This is a genomic window from Oceanobacillus oncorhynchi, assembly GCF_000821065.1.
Classification (GTDB): domain Bacteria; phylum Bacillota; class Bacilli; order Bacillales; family Amphibacillaceae; genus Oceanobacillus; species Oceanobacillus oncorhynchi.
This window is the reverse complement of sequence record NZ_CDGG01000001.1, coordinates 3,325,683-3,343,993: the sequence shown is the minus strand read 5'-3', so window position 1 is coordinate 3,343,993 and position 18,311 is coordinate 3,325,683. Positions and strand designations below refer to the sequence as shown.

Genomic DNA, 18,311 nt, shown 5'->3' with positions numbered 1-18,311 from the left:
CACTTTCGGAAAGGAGCATTTTTTTGGAATACTTGCACCCAAAATACTTTAAATGGATTCATATTTTAAGCAAATTTCTCGGTATTATCATCATTCTGTACGGAATTTTCATCATCATTCAGAATTTCCCGTCCATTATCGGGCCTGTTCCCGGGCTCGCATCTATTTTGCTGGGTGTTTATTTGTATAAAAGCGGAATGGAAGCAGGCCGTCTTTTGAGGTCGGACAGAAAAAGCAAGCAGGCTTTGGAAGAAATGTTAAAATACTATGGCTTATTTTTAATGATTAACGGACTGCTGTTTATAGCGGCAATCATTTTATACATTATCTCTATTTGTATATAGGGAATGCCACGCTTACAATAAAAAAATACAAATCAAGTACTTTCAACATGCTTGATTTGTATTTTTTTATATTTCCTTTCTTAAAGCTGATACACTACTTCCAGGCGTGCTTCTATCGATTGATTTCCCGGTTCAATTGGCGTAGACACCATCTTGAATACCTGCGCAGGTCCAACCCCTGGCGAAGCAGTCTGTTCGTTAATCTTTAATGGAACCGTGTTTAAATTAGCGCCAAGCTGTTCAGCTAAGCTTTCTGCCTTCTTCTTTGCATCTGTAAGTGCAAAGCTTAATGCTTCCATATAAAAGTTCTCCGGATCATTTACCGAAAACTCAATCGAAACAACTTCATTTACGCCATTTTCGGTGACACGATCAATGATTTCTCCAATTCGGTCCATATCATCCGTAACTACAGTGATTTCATTTCGAACCTCGTAGCCCTGTAATATCTGATTGCCATCCTGATAGCTATACATCGGTCTTGCAGAAAAGCTGGTAGTTTGAATCTGCTCTCTAGGAACACCAATTTGCTGCAAGGTATCCAGAGCCTGATTCATTCGTCCTGTATTTTCTTTCTGCGCTTCCTCTAAAGAGCTGCTGACGGTGGAAACAACCAATTGAATACGGGCAATACTCGGCGAAACTATAACCGTGCCCACGCCAGTGACCGTGATGGTCCCCTGCTGATTATTTTGTCGCTCATACATTCTATGCCCATAATTAGGCGGTCCATAAGTATAATACATTGCGAACATCCCTCCCTCATACCATCCTATGTTGTATAAGGGCTGTACCATTCAATAATTATCCGGAGAATCCCAGTAATCGGGGTCCTGCATTTGCAGTTCTTCGACAACATCCTCTAAGTCCTGAGGTGTAATCGTAAAAACGGGGTACTCCTTGGACGTCCGATTCACAGCATCATAAAAATAGCGAACGCTGCCGGGATATTCTTCATCCACGAGGAGTAAAGCAGCATCACTTTTATCAATCAGCCATAAATCCTTCGCCCGAAATTGGTACGCCCCCTGATACCCACCTCTATACAGCGGTTTGAAAAAATCGGCTGTCATCATTAATTCTTCATATTTTTCCTTGATCGGGTCCGGCCAACGTTCATCCTGATTTTCAAACGGCGGAAAAACACCTACTTGTACCTCATAGGTTTCTTTTAAATCCATTATCACAGCAGCAGCCCACAGCTCAATACCCATCTGTCCAGAAATAATAATCCATTCTAATCCTTCTTCTATAAAGGTGCGCAGCCTTTTCTCTAAAGCTGCCTTAATAAAAACAATTCTGGGATCATTTTCTTTGAAGATGCCTAATTCCGTCGGCTTATAGCCTGTTACATGTAAAATTTTCACAGTAATATCCTTTCTTCTTTACAAGCTTAAGTTATCTCCTATTTTAACGCAGGAATACTTGATTTGAAAGCTTGTCTCTGTTTAACAAAAAGGCAGTCCGCACTGCCCATTGTTATTTTCACCACATTCCCGGTCTTCTCGGCGGACGAATGCCTGGGTGATTTCTCATTTCTCCCATGTGTCCAGGAGGCATTTGTCCTGGTAAAGCGAACGGCGCAGAAGGGAATGGCGGACGTGGTCCAATTTGCGGTCTGCCCATAAAGGCATTTTTTCCATACGGGTGCGGATGCTGCTTTTTTATACTATGGTGATTTACATACGTTGTATGGACAGGATGAATATGATTAACAACAGATTCGGATGACGTGTGGACATATTGATGCTTTGTCGGATGCACAATGGTCTTTTCATTCGATCGCTGCGGATGAAATCGCTCTTTACCTTGCATCGTTTCTTCCTCCTTTTTGTTCTCTCTTTTTACTATATGTGATAAACGTACAAGTCGAGCAAGACAGATACCCAGATTTATTTTGATTTTTAATAATAGCCGGAAAGCCCGCTCTTTAAGTGATTTCAGAAAAATAATCGGTTAAAAAATTTGTGTATAAGCAGGTTTAGAAACTTTTTTCCTAAAAAGGTTGGCTTTTATCATTGTAGATGCTATAATAAGGATACTTATTTAGATTCGGTAGAAATACAGGATGGGATACATCTTTCGTCTTGAAATTTAACTTTGAACTAAATAGTAATAAACAGTGCAACAATTGCACGTGGAGGTAAAAGAATGAACACAGGTTCTGTAAAATGGTTTAACGCTGAAAAAGGCTTCGGTTTCATCGAAGTTGAAGGTGGAGACGATGTATTCGTACATTTCTCTGCAATCCAAGGCGAAGGTTTCAAAACTTTAGAAGAAGGTCAAACAGTTACTTTCGATATCGAAGAAGGAAACCGCGGACCACAAGCTGCTAACGTTGTTAAAAACTAATAAGCAGATAATCGAAAAAAGCTGATCATCATTGATCAGCTTTTTTTATTTATCATTTTTCTATAGGGAGGATTTAAAACAATGGTTACTTTTTTTATTCCGTAAAGACAGCAAGATTCTCCAATGTGGATTTTAAACCTATATCATGATCCTCCTTTCGTATTCCTTCAGGTACGTTCTCGCAAATGACAGTAACTTTTGTGCCTTCTGAAGCGTCTTCAAAAAGCCATTTTTGAATCATCTCTCCTGAAAATAACGAGTCTCCGGAATCGAAATTGACGGATTGAACGATGCGCTTGTTTGGAACCAGCTCCAAAAACCTGCCTTGCGTTACGTCTGTATTATCTGTAGTTTTACCAGAATGCGCACTATCCATTTCGTACGTAAGAGTTATCCTATAAGTTCCTCCCTGCCTAGGGTCAAATGCATCCACATGACCTGACATTCCTTTTGGCGGCAGCCATGAAATCAGTGCTTCCTGGTTTATAAATGCTTGATAAATGGTTTGTGGGGATGCCATAATCACTCTTGATGCAGTGTCTACCCTTCTTTTTATCGGTTCCTCCTTCATCAAAATCCCTCCTCTTTTTCAGTTTATCAAATCAAAACGCTTAAAATTTCTTATCAATTGCTCAACATCCTTCTACTAGTAAATCGATATCAACAAAATCCCCTCACCAATCAGGTAAGGGGATTTCACTTTTTTATATACCGTTTTAAAATTGCTCTATTAAAGCTGTCACAATCTGTTTCTTACGGGAAACAACACCTTTTAATAAAGCACGATCATTTTCATCTAAAGTGGCATGGAATGCTTTTTCAACATTAGCTTTTTCTGGTCCTACTGCTAATACTTCGGAATCATTATTTAGAATATCAGTTGCAACAAACAAGAATAAATCCAATCCTTTTTCATTTACAGTTGCCGTGATTTCACTTACTAATTCATCATGAAGCTGATAAATCTCACTGACATCGACTGCATTTACCTGAGCGATTTCTACCTTTGCATCGCCCATTGCAAATTCCTTAGCATCCATGGTAATCAATTCTTTAACCGTTTTATCACTGATATCTGCACCGGCTTTTAACATTTCTAAACCGTATTCTTCCAGGTCCACTCCAGCCTTTTCAGCCAATTCTTGCGCTGCTTTTACATCTTCTTCTGTACACGTCGGTGATTTTAATAATAAAGAATCGGAAATAATAGCGGATAATAATAATCCTGCAATGTGTTTATCTAATTCAATTTGTTTTTCTTTGTACATTTTGTTTAAAATAGTTGCGGTACATCCCACTGGCTCGGCACGGAAATAAAGCGGCTCTTTGGTTTGGAAATTGGATACACGGTGGTGATCGATTACTTCGTGGATAACCGCGTTTTCAATGTTATCAGCACTTTGCTGGAATTCATTATGGTCTACTAAAATAACATCAGCGCCATCTTCTAATTTCTGAACAAGTGCTGGAGCTTCTACTCCAAATTGCTCTAAAGCAAATTTTGTTTCCCCATTTACTTCACCTAAGCGTGCAGGACTTACGTCTTCCCCCAATTTTGTTTTTAAATCAGCGTAAGCTAATGCGGAACAAATAGTATCCGTATCTGGATTTTTATGTCCGAAAATAAGTGTTTTTGACATTTTTGATTTCCTCCCTCGACAAACTTTCCATATATAGATTATCACATTTAATGTCCTATGCTCCAGCCCTAATCTTGTTTCTGTAAAAAAATGCTGGAAATATTATTGATTCCGCCTCAAAATACTGTAAAAATAATCATTATTAGATTATAATTAGTATCATTGGAGGATTGATGAAATGACAAGAAAACAATTTAACTTAACACGTACTGCTTTGCTCACCTTTGCTTCCGAGCTGGATGATAATAGTATCGATGTGCAGGCAGACTATTTTGATACAACGATCCGCTGGCATTTAGGCCACGCGCTCGTAACCATGGAAAAATTCTTATTCCGCTACCCTGTAAAATCAGAAAATATACCAGCTGGCTATGCTGAACTTTTCAGCTCTGGGACAAGCCCAAAGGATTGGACGGAAGAACCGCCCAGTTTAGAAACGTTATTAGAAGCATTAGAGCTGCAACAACAGCGTATTAATGAATTTAATGATTTATTCTGGAAATCGAATGTACAATTTAAAGTTCCATTCGGCAGCGTTGAGACTCAGGGCGATTTGCTGATTATGCTTTCCTTCCGCGAAGCAGAGCTTTTGGGTAAAATCAAAGGCATGTATCAGGTTATTTCAAGGGATAAAAATGAGTAAACCTTATATTATTATTGGCGGCGGCATTTTAGGTTCCAGCACCGCCTATTATCTTTCAAAACAAGGTGCAGAGGTCATTCTGATTGACCGGCACGATGAAGGTCAAGCAACGGACGCAGCAGCAGGAATTATTTGCCCGTGGGTTTCCCAGCGCCGTAACAAAAAGTGGTATCATCTTGCTAAAAATGGCGCCCGGATATATCCATCGCTTATAGCGGATTTAGAAAATCTCGGCGAGAAGGATACCGGTTATAAACAGGTAGGAGCACTCAGCCTCCATACAGACTCCAAAAAAGTAGACGGTATGGAAGAAAGAGCGTATAAACGCCGGGAAGACGCTCCAGAAATCGGTGATATTATCCGTCTGGATGCCGAAGAAACATATCAGCGCTTTCCCATTTTGCAAAAGGATTACCAGGCTGTCTTTATCAGTGGAGCAGCGCGGGTCGATGGAAGAAAATTAGTAAAGGCTTTAAGAAATGCTGCCAAAGCAAATGGGGCTTCCCTTCTATCTGGAGATGCCAAATTATACACAGCTGGTAATACGGTAACCGGTGTGGAGTATAATAATGAGGTCATTGATGCCGAAAAAGTCATTTTGGCGAACGGAGCTTGGATGAAGGAAACCGTAGACCCTTTGGACATCCATCTGGATGTTTCGTTCCAGCGGGCACAAATTATGCATCTGGAAATTCCATGTTTACACACAGCACATTGGCCGGTAGTTATGCCTCCTGGAACAAAATATTTACTCACGCAGGATGACAACCGCTTCGTCATTGGGTCAACTCATGAGGATAAGGTTAATTTTGATTATCGCGTCACCGCAGCAGCCGTACATGAAATTTTAGATCAAGGGCTTGAGATTGCACCAGAGTTAGCAGAAGCAACCATTTTGGAAACCCGGGTCGGCTTTCGCCCGTACACACCCGGTTTCTTGCCGGTTATTGGCGAACTGCCTGCATATTCCAATATTCTTTTAGCAAACGGACTCGGTTCATCCGGACTGACGATGGGCCCTTATCTTGGACAGCAGCTTGCAAAATTAGCTTTACATGAAGAAACAGATATCATTTTAGAGCATTATGATGTATCATCTGCATTAAAGCGTCAGTAATGAAAAGAGGTGGCTCATTTGAAGGGATCTTATGTTGTTCTTATTATTCTTCTTCTGATTCTCCTGACAGGCTTCTTTACCTGGTTATGGCTGCAGAACTTTAATGAGAATCAAGAAAGTATTGCAGCTTTAGTTGATTACTTAGTATAAATATTGGAAAAAGGACCGGTTGAGCCGGTCCTCAGCTTGTAGAGAAAGTATGGTATTTTCTCTGCAAGCTTTTTTATATGGTTAAAATAATCAAGAGAAAAATAAGATATATCATGAAAATAAACTCCCATCTACCTACCCTTGCTTGGATAGGTAGATGGCAATCTTCTTCATGTTCTGGCAGGCTGCGGTGAGTAATACTTGCTCTCCCGCATTCTGCAATCCCCTCAACCTGCAGTAGCGAAGTCCATGCAGCTCTTTAGAGTCTGCAAAACTTCGCTCTACTTTTTCTTTTCTAAATTTGTATAGCTTTTTTCCGGAAACGGATAACCGGTTTAATCGCACGTGTTCTTTATGTTCTTCCCAAACATGACGGGTGACTACTTTCTGATGATTATTCGAGCGGGTACACTGTTTCAAAAGCGGACAGGATATACACTTTTTTGGGTCTGATTTAAATTCTCTGTAACCTTCTCGTGTCGTTGTTTTATATGGCAATTCTTCTCCATTCGGACAAGTATAACTATCTCGGTCTTCATCATAACGGAATTTCCACTTCGGAAATAACCCTTTCGTTGGATGATAGCGACGGTGAGCGATGACGCCGAATATATTCCGATCAGCTAATCCCTTACAGATTGGATTCGTTAAATAACCGGAGTCTAAAGCCACTGCTTCCACGATAAAATCAAACCGTTTGATTTGCCGGTCTAACCGTTTCAGATAAGGGACCGAATCATGTACATTTCCCGGAGTGACGTACGCGTCTGTAATAATATTATATTTCATATCTGTGGTTCGATGATCTAAGTAACAGAACATTTCTTGTTTGTGGTCCCGAGACATAAAACCACTTTCCGGATCTGTTTTACTTTTCCGAATGGTTTTGACTTGTTTCACTTCCTCTCTATCTCTTAGGACCTTTTTTCCATTCTGTTTACGATCCTCTTGAATGGCTTGGTTTAGTTCTTCTACGTAGTCTCGTGTTTCCACTTCGACTTCTTCCCGACTAAATTTATGTTTATTGGCATTCGCTTTCAAATGAGTGGAATCCGTAAAAAGAACTCTTCCTCCAACCATACGGTGATTCATAGCTTGGAGAACAATTTCATCAAAAATTTCTTGGAAAATCTCCGTATCTTTAAAACGGGTTCGACGGTTCCAACTGATGGTAGAATGGTGAGGAACTGGATCTGTCAGTTTTAAACCTAGAAACCAGCGGTAAGCATTATTTGTTTGAATTTCCTTTTCAAGTTGGCGTTCCGAACGAATGCCAAAAAAATACCCAACAAACATCATTTTGAATAAAATAAGGGGGTCTAGAGAGGGACGACCATTATCTTCACAATAATAAGGTTTTACTTTTTCAATAATAAAAGAGAAATCAATGTATTTATCTATTTTCCGTAGTAAATGGTCTTGGGGGACTAAATCTTCTAAACAAACAAATTCCATTTCATTTTGCATGTGTTTTCTCGTGTGAAACAAGCTCATCACCGCCTTTGTTTGGTACTTCTATTATACCAAATAATTACGGTCAATTGGGGCTGTTTCCCACATAAAAATAGACTGCCGAGGGTTTCTCGACAGCCTGAGGACCGGTTGAGCCGGTCCTTTTTTTGACACAAGTATATCTATTTTTCTAATACGCACATACGATTTCCCTGCCTCTGCTCTGTATCAAGCCGCTTTCTTTTTTTATCCTTAGGAAACATGGGTTTCCTTTCTTTTCTTATTTTGGTTGTATTCTACCTTTAAAACAAACTCCCCCATTTTTAAATAAGTAGCTTGAAATATCGGACTTTGAATGAATGTAAAAATAAATGTAAAGATAAATACCGGTCCACCAATAATCCACCCTATAACAAGCACACTGCATTCCGTGATAATCCGGACTCTGCCAATCGGCGCTTTCAATTTATCTGCAAGCGAAAGCATAAAGCCGTCACGCGGGCCGGATCCGACACCTGCCGCATTATACAGTCCTCCGCCAAACCCCATGATACAAATACCAGCTAATATAAATAGAATGTCCACCCACGTATTGGTCGCTTCCGGAAGAATTCCTGTCCAATGATAGAAATCCACAAATGACCCTACAAGAACGGCATTAAAAAAAGTACCTGCCTTTATGTATCTGCGGTCTAAAATAAAACAGACAACAATCAAAATCATGGAAATTATAATATTCCATGTTCCAATTGTAAACCCGACCCTTTCAAACATCGCGACATTTAATACATCCCACGGGTGGATGCCTAAATGCTGCATATTAATGGTCAGTGAAATACCGCCGCTGAAAATCATTATTCCCAGCAAAAAAAATAACCATCGAAATGATTTAACCAAAATAAGCTCCCTTCTTTCCAGATGAAATAATCCTTGAGGATATATCCATAATTATAATAAGTATACGCTTTTTGGGAGGAAATAAAAAGAGCAGGTTTACCGATGATTGGAGGAATCATGAAACCAGCTCTCTTCTATAATTATAAAACTTTATTTAAGAAGTCTTTAGTTCGCTCAGACTCTGGATTATTGAAAATGATATCCGGTGTATTTTCTTCCATAATAATACCTTCATCCATAAATAATACTCTATCCGCAACCTCTCTGGCAAATCCCATTTCATGTGTGACCACCACCATTGTCATGCCTTCTTTCGCAAGCTGCTTCATTACCTCCAAAACCTCACCGACAAGCTCCGGATCAAGTGCAGAGGTTGGTTCATCAAAAAGCATCATTTTCGGTTCCATAGCAAGAGCTCTTGCTATCGCTACACGCTGCTGCTGTCCTCCGGATAATTGGGACGGATACTGATCTGCTTTCTCAGCAAGTCCCACCTTTTCTAATAAAGCTTCTCCCCTTTGCCTTGCTTCTTTTGGAGAAAGCTTCCGAACCTTTTGAGGTGCAAGCATCACATTTTGAATCACCGTTTTATGCGGAAACAGATTAAACTGCTGAAAAACCATTCCAACTTCTGTTCGAATCATATTAATATCTGTTGCCCTATCCCTTATATTGTAGCCGTCTACAATCACATCTCCGCTTGTAATTTCCTCTAATAAATTAAGACACCGTAAAAACGTACTCTTACCTGATCCGCTGGGCCCAATCACACACACGACTTCTTTTTCTTCCACTTCACAATGAATTCCTTTTAAAACCTCATTATCTCCAAAACGCTTGTGTAAATCCTGCACTGTAATCATCAATACTTCAACCTTCTTTCTATATAACGCAGCAATAAGGACAGACTGAAATTAATTACTAAGTAAAACAAAGCTACTGTTGTATAAATCTCTACTGCGTTAAAATGATTCGATGCTATATATCTGCCCTGGAACATTAATTCTGGAACTAATATAACAGACAATAAGGAGGTATCTTTAATACTGATAATAAATTGATTACCAAGCGGCGGTATCATTCGCTTAAAAGCCTGTGGCCAGATAATATAACGCATTGTCTGGTGTTTATTTAGTCCTAAAGAACGTCCAGCCTCCATTTGCCCTTTATCAATCGAATCAACCGATCCGCGAACGATTTCTGCAATATATGCTCCAGAGTTTATCGCAATAACAACAACTCCGGCAGTAATGGAATCCATATTGTACTGGGTAATAATTGGTAATGCAAAGAAAATCCAAATAGCTTGAACAAGTACCGGTGTGCCTCGAATAACTTCTACATAAATAGATGCAATAATAAAAAAGAATTTATTTTTTGATATCCTGCCTAAACCGAATATAGCGCCTAAAGCAAAACCAATTAATAAGCCAATAATAGAAATTAATAGCGTATAATATAAGCCTTTACCTAACTGCGGTAAAAAATCAATTACCTGTGTAAAATCAAACATTTCCTCACCTCTCTGGTACATAAAATAAGGAGCCGTGCATAAGATTGCCAGCTCCTTATTTTATCCCTGCCAAGTCAACTGCACTAATGGTTCGCTTTTCAATTAAGCATTTGTTGCTTTATTTCTTACTCCGAAGCGCCAAACCATTTATCATAGATCTCATCATATGTTCCGTTTTCATGTAACGTTGCCAATGCATCGTTAATCGCAGCTACTAATTCCTCATTTCCTTTTGAAATTGCAATACCATAATCTTCTGCCTGATAAGTATCACCAACTGCTTTTAATCCATCACCAGTTGTTGCAATATAGTACTCTACGTTAGGAAGATCATATACGGCTGCATCAGCACTCCCATTTTCAACTGACATATATACTTGATCCAGCTGTTCATAAGTATCAATGGTCTTATCCTCCAGGTTTTCCTCTAAAAATTGTGAACTGGTAGATCCTAACCGGGTTGCAATTGTTTTTCCTTCTAAATCCTCTAAACTATTAATATCCTTATTATCCTCTGGGACAGCAATGGTGATACCGGATTCATAATAAGGATCACTGAAATCCACTGTACCTTTTCGTTCTTCCGTAATACTTATTCCAGCAACGGCAATTTCAAATTGCCCTGTTTGTAAACCTGGAATGATCCCATCGAAATTCGTTGTTTGAATTTCTCCATCAATTTCGAATCCCGCTTCTTCTGCAACTGCAGTAATTAATTCAATATCAAAACCAACTAGCTCCCCATCCTCCATAAATTCAAATGGAACGAAAGAATTATCACTTACAACAGTGTACGAATCATTTAAATCATAATCACCGTTGTCTGCGTCTGCTTCCCCATCATCTCCTGAAGTATCATCTCCACCACCACACGCAGCTAAAACTAGTAATAAAATAAGTGCCAGCATGAAAACCCAAGTTTTCTTTTTACTAAACATCCAAAAATACCCCCTACGAATTAGTTTCATTTATATGGATAAAATAAAGTACCATACATCTAAGTATAACAAAATTCTATTTTTATTAAAAATTCATTATTAACCCATATTTCAGAAAATATATGCAAATTTTGTGATTTCACCTCATCACCCGCTGATTACGTTCTTTAAACTTGGAATTCATCGGAAATCCTTTCTTTTTCATAGGTAAATCCCCAAATTCAGGTTTCTCAAGCAAAAATAACCGGAATCTGTTATACTGTTTTTGAAAGTGAATGATCCGGCAATTTACACAGGAGGAAAGAATCCGTATGGAAGAAAGTATCTCCATTTTGAAATGGAAAGCATTTGTTGAAAATAAACAGAGAAAAAAATTATTAGTGAAGGTAATCTGGAATGATACAGATAAATTAACGCTGCTTATTCCCCCAAACATGAAAGTAAATGCTTTTATTAAGGATGAAAAAGAAGGATTCCTTTTTTATGATATAGAAGGAAAATCAATTTCAGGACCTATTCCGTCCATCCTCCCCAGCAGTGCATTAGAGGACGGACAAATTCTATTAAAAGCAATATCTGATGGAACGGTAACCGCCTATGGAGAAAAAATAAATAAGAATGAAATGAACGCTTTACATTAAAAAATCTCTAGAGATAGAATATCTATCTGCTAGAGATTTTTTGTTAATGATTCGTTTTATCATCATATTTTGACCAGAATGTGGCAAGCACCGGACCAGAAATATTGTGCCAGATGCTAAAGAGCACACTTGGCACAGCAGCTATCGGCGTAGCGGAAAAGAATGTTAATGCTAAGGTGGAGGCAAGTCCAGAGTTCTGCATACCAACCTCAATAGAGACTGCCTTTTGATCTGAAAAGTTCAATTTAAACAGTCTGGCAATCGAAAAACCAAGCAACAATCCTAATAGATTATGCAGCACAACGACACCAAAAATAAGTAATCCAGATGTTGCTACGGCCTCTTTATTTACAGATACAACTGCTGCGGCGACGGCGACGATACCAATCACAGAAACAAGCGGCAGTACAGAAATACTTTTTTCTACTTGTTTACTGAATAATAACCGAATCACAAACCCTAAAATAATTGGAACAAGGACAACCTGTAATATTTGGATAAACATATCCTTAAATGAAACCGGCATCCATTGGTTCGCCAATAGAAGTGTTAATGCCGGGGTCAACACAGGCGCCAATAAAGTGGATACCGTTGTTGCGGATACAGATAAGGCCGTATTCCCTTTCGCTAAGTATGTAATGACATTGGATGCCGTTCCGCCAGGTGAACACCCTACAAGAATAACACCGACTGCAATTTCAGGCGGCAACTGAAAAACAACAGCCAAACCATATGCTAAGAGCGGCATGATAATATATTGTGCAAGTACAGTAATGAATACACTTTTAGGAGCTTTTAATACATCCTTGAAATCTTGAGGTGTAAGTGTCAACCCCATCCCAAACATAATAATTCCTAATAAAATACTTACATGCGGCGCAATCCAAGTAAATCCGCCTGGAAACAGAAAACTGACGATGGCAAATAAAATAACCCATAAAGCAAAGGTATTACCTGCAAAGGCACTGATTCTTTCTAAAATCTTCACTTCCAAATCCTCCTAAAAATACGTTCATTAATGGCTTCTTATCATAAAAATTCAAATAATTCAATCTTCTATCCCCTGAAAGAAAGAACTCAATGGAAGCCACATTGCATTTCTCCTTTTTAGCAAGAAATAAAAGATATTTCTTTATCATACCAAATATCAAATAAATACGTCTAGACCTTTTGTAAAAAATCACTGAATAAAAAGGACAGACCATTTTCATTTACTCTCACACAAGAAAAAATCTTGTCTTCTCTCTCCTTTTGAGTTAGTGATATCGGCTGTTAGTGTGGTGTTCAAAACGATTTAAGAATTGAACAATACCTATAATCATAAATCCATTAAAAAATACCAAAATACTCATTATTTGAATGATTTCGTATTTTTGATAAAGTGATATTTTGCATAAATACATGTCTCTTTTATCTCACTAATGCATAATAAATTACATAGAGCCATCCAAAAACACCATGAATAATAGCCCATAGAATAGATTGATTTACACTCCAAGAGATAGTTATAGCCAATACAGAACCGAACCCAACTCCAGTTTTCACTACGGAATCTTTGCTATTCATATTCTCTCCACCCTTTCATTCCAGATAAATGGATCCTTTGATTGTTCTTTTCCTTTTTTCAGTACTTCATTAACTATTTATGTCTGAATCGTAAGAAAGTATGAACCTTTCCCTTTTTAAGTTATTGAACTATTTTTAGATACAATACAAACCATAAAAATCGACTGCTCTCCTCCAGAATAACGGCTGTTTCTCATATATTTTTTAATTAAAAATCAAGTTCAATCCGCCAAGTGTTGCGAAAATTAAAATCAACAGGGTGAATACCCGCTGCGGAATAAAATTCAGTATTTTTGCTCCGGCAGATGCGCCGGCTAAAATAATCGGCACCATCATCATATTGACAGTGAAAGTATCAAACGTAATCATATCGAGATGAACATAAAAAGGAAATTTAATCAAATTTACTGTCAGAAAGAACCAGGCGCTTGTTCCAATAAATGCTTTTTTCGGCAGCCCTTTTACCAGCAGATAAATAGTCATTATCGCGCCTGCAGCATTTCCGACCATCGTAGTGAATCCTCCAAGAATCCCCATAAAAACTATAAACAATAGCGAGTTCGGAAGCATCTCATTAAAGCGGGAACCCAGCTTTTGCCGAATAAAATTCAATGCAATCATCATTAATACAATGACACCGATAACCGGTTTTAGCTGCGCATCATCAATATTCTGCAAAACAAAGAAGCCCATAATAATCCCAATCAATACCCACGTCACCAGGCTGATTAAATATTTCCATACCACATTCCTTCTATAATATGTAACCGCAAACAAATCACCTGCTAACAGCATCGGCAGCAAAAATCCGACAGAATCTCTCGCTGGAAAGACGAACATAATTAAGGTTACTGCTAAAATAACTAAGTTTGGCAGACCAGATTTAGAAAATCCTATCAGCAAAGCACACAGGCCAATCAGCATCCAATCCAGAGATCCGAGCTCTAACATCCTTCTTCTCCTTTATATTCTATTATTCTCGTTCTATGCTTCGTGTGGTTTAAGTAAAAAATAATCTGCGTTAAGCATATAATAATCCGGCTTGTTGAAACAAGTATTACTACTGCTTCTCCTGTTCTAATTAAAAATTATTCTGAATCGGAAAACCTTTCGATACTTAGCTTCTCCCAATATTTTCATAAAAAATCAGATTAACAGAAAAATCTTACTTTAAATCCCCTGTTGACTTATCGGGTTTATGAGGTTAAATTATAGTTATTCATTAAAACTATATGCAGGGAGGAAGTTCAATGAAAGTTCCAAAGTACTATTTAATTTTGTTTACCGCACTTATTTTATTTTTAGCAGCATGTAATACGGAAATGGGAGGTGACGAAGAAAGTGAAGCTGCCCCAACCGAAGAAGGTGAACAAGGATTAGATGTTGTAGAAGATACAAAAATTGAAGCAAGTGATCCGGACAGCTCTCCAGAACTAGCACTTAATCGAGGCAATACAGTAGTTGTCGGTCTGCAAGAACCAGGCGGTGTATTTACACCATATTTTAATACAAGCGGTTATGATGGCAATGTACAATCCGTTATGTTCCCTCCCTTGGTTGATATTGATGAAACGGGTGAACCTTACCCTCGTCTAGCTGAAGATTGGGAAATTTCTGATGATGAACTAACTTATACATACCATTTAAGAGATGATTTAAAATTTGATGATGGATCAGCTTTTACTGCAGAGGATGTAGCATTTACTATCACGCTTCTTCATGACCCATCCTATCCAGGTTCCACGGATATCACTGAAGCCAATGTAGTCGGCGGACTGGATTACAAAGAAGGCAATGCAGAAGAAATTGAAGGCATAAACGTCATTGATGACCAAACAATCGAATTCCAGCTGGAGGAGCCCAATGCAAGAGCATTAACCATGCTTGGCGGTCAAATTCTCAGCGAAGAATACTATGGTGCTGATTATTCAAAAGGTGATTTAGATTATATTAGTGATTATCATCTAGAACCAGTCGGTGCTGGTCCGTTTAAATTTGAAGCTTATAATCCAGGGGAAGAAATCCGCTTCACTTCTAACGGGCATTACTATAATGGCGAGCCGGAAATAGATACATTTATTTATAGAACCTCTGAAGGAGATTCACAGCAATTCTTCCAAACTGGGGAATTAGATTATAGTACTTTCCCGGCAGATCAGGATAATTTCGAATTATTACAGTCTTTAGGTTATGCAAATATTGACCTTTACACGTCTTCTAATTACAGCTATGTTGCATTTAACCATGAATCTGAAATTTTCCAGGATCCTAATGTCCGTATTGCTTTCAATCTTGGGCTGGACCGTCAAGCGTACATCGATACACGGTTCCAAGGCTATGCTGAATTAGCTAATGTTCCTGTTGCACCTGTTTCCTGGGCTCACACAGATGAGATTGAGGCTTTCCCATATGATCCGGAAGAAGCAAAACGATTGCTGGAAGAAGCAGGCTGGGAAGAAGGATCTGATGGCATTCGTGAAAAAGATGGTGAGAAATTAAGAGTTTATTTCTTTACAACAGATGGAAGCGGCGGAAATGATATTTTTGTCACTTTAGCACAGGAAAACTACCGTGATATTGGAGTTGACCTGCAAATTGAACAAATGGACTTCAATGCATTATTATCTCGCGTAGATAACGGAGACCATGATCTTGTATCTTTCTCCACTACGATGCAGCCAGATCCGCATATTGGTGTAGAGGCATTCCACTCAGAATATAATGACAGCACCTTTCGAGGTTATGATAATCCAGAAGTGGATGAATTGATTGATGCTGCCGTAGCTGTCAGCGATATTGACGAACGCGCAGAAGCTTATCATGAATTGTATGCAAAACTGCAAGAGGATCCGCCGATGATCCTGCTTAATTATAATAAAGTATTAGCAGGTACAAATGCACGGGTAGAAGGTTTTGAACCAAATGGCATTCGCGGCATTGCACCAAGCTTGGAGCTTTTGCGAATCGCGGAATAATAAAACCGGAATAAATAGTTAAGCAGTGATTATTCATACAGGTCCAATGATATAAAGCAGTTGATTCCTGTCTTCATCTTAGATAGGAATCTTCTTGCTTTTTTATAGAAATAAAAACTTTTTACATATTGTTTTTTAAAATTTGCAGCCTTATATCAATCATGAGTTAAAAGGAGGGCATCAACATGAACAATTATTTTGTCAAACGGTTGCTTTATTTAATCCCAACGCTGATTGGCGCATCTATTCTTATTTTCTTTTTGTATTCCTTGATTCCAGGTAATTTCATTGATACAGATCCAAATTTAACAGCGGAAAGAAAAGCGGAATTATATGCCCTGTACGGTTTTGACCAGCCTACCATTACCCGCTACTTTATTTGGCTGGGAAATTTATTTCAGGGAGATTTAGGTTACTCCCTTCAATTCCAGCGACCTGTTACGGAAGTTCTTAATGATTACATATGGAGCTCTTTTATCGTTGCTTTTGCATCTTTATTCTTAACATGGGGAATCGCACTTGTTATCGGGGTTATCTCAGCAACGAAACAATATTCTTTTTTTGATTCCTTTGTGACGATTCTTGTTTTCGGAGCAATGGCCATCCCCTCTTTCTTTCTCGGTCTAATCGCTATTAAATTTTTTGCTGTTGACCTAGGCTGGTTTCCTGCCGGCGGTATGACAACTTCAGGAGCGGATTATACTGGTTGGGCCCGTATAAAAGATATCGCAGAGCATATGGTGCTTCCTGTCATTGTTTTGACCATGCTTGGAATTGGCGGCCTGACCAGGTATTTCCGAACAAATATGCTGGAAGTAGTAAAACAGGATTTTGTGCGTACCGCAAGAGCAAAAGGGTTGAAGGAAAAAGTTGTTATTTATAAACACGCATTAAGAAATGCCCTTCTCCCCGCCATCACTTTATTTGCTTTTGAGCTTCCGGCACTATTCAGCGGAGCAATTATCACAGAGCAGATTTTCAACTGGCCGGGAATCGGCGCTATCTATATGCAGGCTTTTTCTGTAAGGGATTACCCTTTATTAATGGGCTTTACCATGTTTATTGCTGTACTAACTGTTATTAGTAATTTAATCGCAGATATTCTATATGGAATTGCTGACCCTCGTGTCAGAGTTAAATAGTAGAGGGGGCGAGCACAATGGCTTATTCAAGTAATGAAATGATTCAATCAGGTCACACTGTTCAAAAATCTTCTTTATGGAAAGAAGTTTTGAAACGTTTTTTAAAAAGAAAAATGGCTATTGCCGGATTACTTATTCTTTTATTAGTGTTTTTATTCAGTTTCGTCGGGCCTTTCTTTTCCCCATATATGACCGCTGGCACTAACTCGCAAGCTATTCACCAGGCCCCTAATTTATCACACTGGCTTGGAACGGATCACTTAGGAAGAGATGTACTTACCAGATTAATGCTGGCCGGCAGAATTTCCTTGACTGTCGGAATCGGGGCAATGTTCCTGGCCGTAACAATTGGCGGCATTCTTGGTATTCTAGCAGGATATTATGGTGGTATTATCGACCAAATTGTAATGCGTATTGCTGATATTTTAATGACTTTACCCGGCCTTCCGCTTCTTTTTATCATGGCTGCTATTATGTCAGAGTGGCAGGTGCCGGCAGAGCAAAGATTATATATTGTTATGATTATGTTAAGTCTGGTAAACTGGCCGAGCCTCGCGCGATTGATCCGCAGCCAGGTTCTCAGTTTAAGAGAAAGAGAGTTTATGGTAGCAACCGAAGTATTGGGGCTGCGTGATAAACGAAAAGTATTAAATCATCTTCTCCCAAACGTCGTTCCTTTATTAATTGTAACGGCTACATTAAGTGTCGGGGGAGCTATTTTAAGCGAATCGGTATTAAGCTTCTTCGGATTGGGTGTTGTCCCGCCGACTGCCTCATGGGGAAACATGATTAATACAGCGAATACGTTAATCGATTTTACCAACAGACCATGGCTTTGGATTCCTCCTGGTGTAGCCATTTTCATTACGGTTATTGCGGTAAATCTATTAGGCGATGGACTGCGCGACTCCATTGATCCAAACATGAAAGGAAGGTAATTA

Annotated in this window: 22 protein-coding genes; 9 read left to right on the top strand and 13 right to left on the bottom strand. The window is 38.9% G+C overall.

The features are described 5' to 3' along the window. Window positions 1-23 precede the first annotated feature (23 nt). A complete protein-coding gene (locus tag BN997_RS15995) occupies window positions 24-344 on the top strand; it encodes a DUF5362 family protein (RefSeq protein ID WP_042533677.1) in 321 nt (106 codons plus the stop codon). Window positions 345-424: 80 nt separating this feature from the next. Here the strand turns inward: BN997_RS15995 and BN997_RS15990 are convergent, their stop codons facing one another. The 3 genes from BN997_RS15990 to BN997_RS23720 form a co-directional block, all read right to left on the bottom strand. Beyond that, the gene (locus tag BN997_RS15990; protein ID WP_042533676.1) at window positions 425-1,090 is read right to left on the bottom strand and encodes an SIMPL domain-containing protein; all 666 of its coding nucleotides are present in this window, start codon (window positions 1,088-1,090) and stop codon (window positions 425-427) included. Between the two features lie 51 nt (window positions 1,091-1,141). Next, a complete protein-coding gene (locus tag BN997_RS15985; protein ID WP_042533674.1) occupies window positions 1,142-1,711 on the bottom strand; it encodes an SLOG family protein in 570 nt (189 codons plus the stop codon). Between the two features lie 118 nt (window positions 1,712-1,829). Next, entirely contained in the window at window positions 1,830-2,159 is a 330-nt protein-coding gene (locus tag BN997_RS23720) for a CotD family spore coat protein (protein WP_052485053.1), read from the bottom strand. 336 nt (window positions 2,160-2,495) lie between these two features. On the opposite strand from BN997_RS23720, the gene BN997_RS15975 reads away from it, so the two are divergent. Then, window positions 2,496-2,696 carry a cold-shock protein gene (locus BN997_RS15975; protein ID WP_040982314.1) on the top strand — a complete coding sequence of 67 codons (201 nt, stop codon included), beginning with the start codon at window positions 2,496-2,498 and terminating at the stop codon, window positions 2,694-2,696. A 94-nt stretch (window positions 2,697-2,790) separates the two neighbouring features. Here the strand turns inward: BN997_RS15975 and BN997_RS15970 are convergent, their stop codons facing one another. After that, the gene (locus tag BN997_RS15970; RefSeq protein ID WP_042533672.1) at window positions 2,791-3,267 is read right to left on the bottom strand and encodes an SRPBCC family protein; all 477 of its coding nucleotides are present in this window, start codon (window positions 3,265-3,267) and stop codon (window positions 2,791-2,793) included. Window positions 3,268-3,412: 145 nt separating this feature from the next. After that, window positions 3,413-4,336, bottom strand: a complete 924-nt coding sequence (locus BN997_RS15965; protein ID WP_042533671.1) for a manganese-dependent inorganic pyrophosphatase — start codon at window positions 4,334-4,336, stop codon at window positions 3,413-3,415. A gap of 178 nt (window positions 4,337-4,514) precedes the next feature. Here BN997_RS15965 and BN997_RS15960 point away from each other — a divergent pair, with 178 nt between their 5' ends. From BN997_RS15960 to BN997_RS23715, 3 genes are read left to right on the top strand one after another with little or no spacing between them, the layout of a single operon-like run. Then, window positions 4,515-4,979: a DinB family protein gene (locus BN997_RS15960; protein WP_042533670.1), complete on the top strand. Its 465-nt coding sequence runs from the start codon at window positions 4,515-4,517 to the stop codon at window positions 4,977-4,979. Next, window positions 4,972-6,096: an NAD(P)/FAD-dependent oxidoreductase gene (locus BN997_RS15955; RefSeq protein WP_042533669.1), complete on the top strand. Its 1,125-nt coding sequence runs from the start codon at window positions 4,972-4,974 to the stop codon at window positions 6,094-6,096. Before BN997_RS15960 ends, BN997_RS15955 begins: the two co-directional genes overlap by 8 nt. 18 nt (window positions 6,097-6,114) lie before the next feature. Further along, the gene (locus tag BN997_RS23715) at window positions 6,115-6,246 is read left to right on the top strand and encodes a hypothetical protein (protein ID WP_256706186.1); all 132 of its coding nucleotides are present in this window, start codon (window positions 6,115-6,117) and stop codon (window positions 6,244-6,246) included. 135 nt (window positions 6,247-6,381) lie between these two features. On the opposite strand, the gene BN997_RS15950 is transcribed toward BN997_RS23715, so the two are convergent. The 5 genes from BN997_RS15950 to BN997_RS15930 form a co-directional block, all read right to left on the bottom strand. Next, the gene (locus BN997_RS15950; RefSeq protein WP_076611967.1) at window positions 6,382-7,740 is read right to left on the bottom strand and encodes an IS1182-like element ISOih1 family transposase; all 1,359 of its coding nucleotides are present in this window, start codon (window positions 7,738-7,740) and stop codon (window positions 6,382-6,384) included. A 210-nt stretch (window positions 7,741-7,950) separates the two neighbouring features. Continuing rightward, complete coding sequence (locus BN997_RS15945; RefSeq protein WP_374705747.1) at window positions 7,951-8,553, bottom strand: YczE/YyaS/YitT family protein; 603 nt, start codon at window positions 8,551-8,553, stop codon at window positions 7,951-7,953. 182 nt (window positions 8,554-8,735) lie between these two features. Beyond that, entirely contained in the window at window positions 8,736-9,458 is a 723-nt protein-coding gene (locus tag BN997_RS15940) for an amino acid ABC transporter ATP-binding protein (RefSeq protein ID WP_042533665.1), read from the bottom strand. Further along, window positions 9,458-10,108, bottom strand: a complete 651-nt coding sequence (locus BN997_RS15935; RefSeq protein ID WP_175297054.1) for an amino acid ABC transporter permease — start codon at window positions 10,106-10,108, stop codon at window positions 9,458-9,460. The genes BN997_RS15940 and BN997_RS15935 overlap by 1 nt, the downstream gene beginning before the upstream one ends. A 125-nt stretch (window positions 10,109-10,233) precedes the next feature. After that, window positions 10,234-11,046, bottom strand: coding sequence for a transporter substrate-binding domain-containing protein (locus BN997_RS15930; RefSeq protein WP_042533663.1), 813 nt, complete (start codon window positions 11,044-11,046; stop codon window positions 10,234-10,236). A gap of 311 nt (window positions 11,047-11,357) precedes the next feature. Between BN997_RS15930 and BN997_RS15925 the strand changes: the two genes are divergently transcribed. After that, the gene (locus BN997_RS15925; protein WP_042533662.1) at window positions 11,358-11,687 is read left to right on the top strand and encodes a hypothetical protein; all 330 of its coding nucleotides are present in this window, start codon (window positions 11,358-11,360) and stop codon (window positions 11,685-11,687) included. 43 nt (window positions 11,688-11,730) lie between these two features. Here BN997_RS15925 and BN997_RS15920 read toward each other — a convergent pair whose 3' ends face one another. From BN997_RS15920 to BN997_RS15915, 3 genes are all read right to left on the bottom strand, one after another. After that, window positions 11,731-12,675 (bottom strand): bile acid:sodium symporter family protein, encoded by a 945-nt coding sequence (locus BN997_RS15920; protein WP_042533661.1) that lies wholly within the window; start codon window positions 12,673-12,675, stop codon window positions 11,731-11,733. A gap of 422 nt (window positions 12,676-13,097) precedes the next feature. After that, the gene (locus BN997_RS23275; RefSeq protein WP_175297053.1) at window positions 13,098-13,253 is read right to left on the bottom strand and encodes a hypothetical protein; all 156 of its coding nucleotides are present in this window, start codon (window positions 13,251-13,253) and stop codon (window positions 13,098-13,100) included. A 204-nt stretch (window positions 13,254-13,457) separates the two neighbouring features. Next, a complete protein-coding gene (locus BN997_RS15915; protein WP_042533660.1) occupies window positions 13,458-14,204 on the bottom strand; it encodes a sulfite exporter TauE/SafE family protein in 747 nt (248 codons plus the stop codon). 299 nt (window positions 14,205-14,503) lie between these two features. Between BN997_RS15915 and BN997_RS15910 the strand changes: the two genes are divergently transcribed. The 3 genes from BN997_RS15910 (at window position 14,504) to opp4C (ending at window position 18,308) form a co-directional block, all read left to right on the top strand. Next, entirely contained in the window at window positions 14,504-16,228 is a 1,725-nt protein-coding gene (locus BN997_RS15910; RefSeq protein WP_042533659.1) for an ABC transporter substrate-binding protein, read from the top strand. A 185-nt stretch (window positions 16,229-16,413) separates the two neighbouring features. Further along, a complete protein-coding gene (locus BN997_RS15905) occupies window positions 16,414-17,370 on the top strand; it encodes an ABC transporter permease (RefSeq protein ID WP_042533658.1) in 957 nt (318 codons plus the stop codon). A 17-nt stretch (window positions 17,371-17,387) separates the two neighbouring features. Continuing rightward, on the top strand, window positions 17,388-18,308 hold the full coding sequence (gene opp4C, locus BN997_RS15900; RefSeq protein WP_042533657.1) for an oligopeptide ABC transporter permease: 921 nt from the start codon (window positions 17,388-17,390) through the stop codon (window positions 18,306-18,308). The last annotated feature ends 3 nt before the right edge of the window (window positions 18,309-18,311 follow it).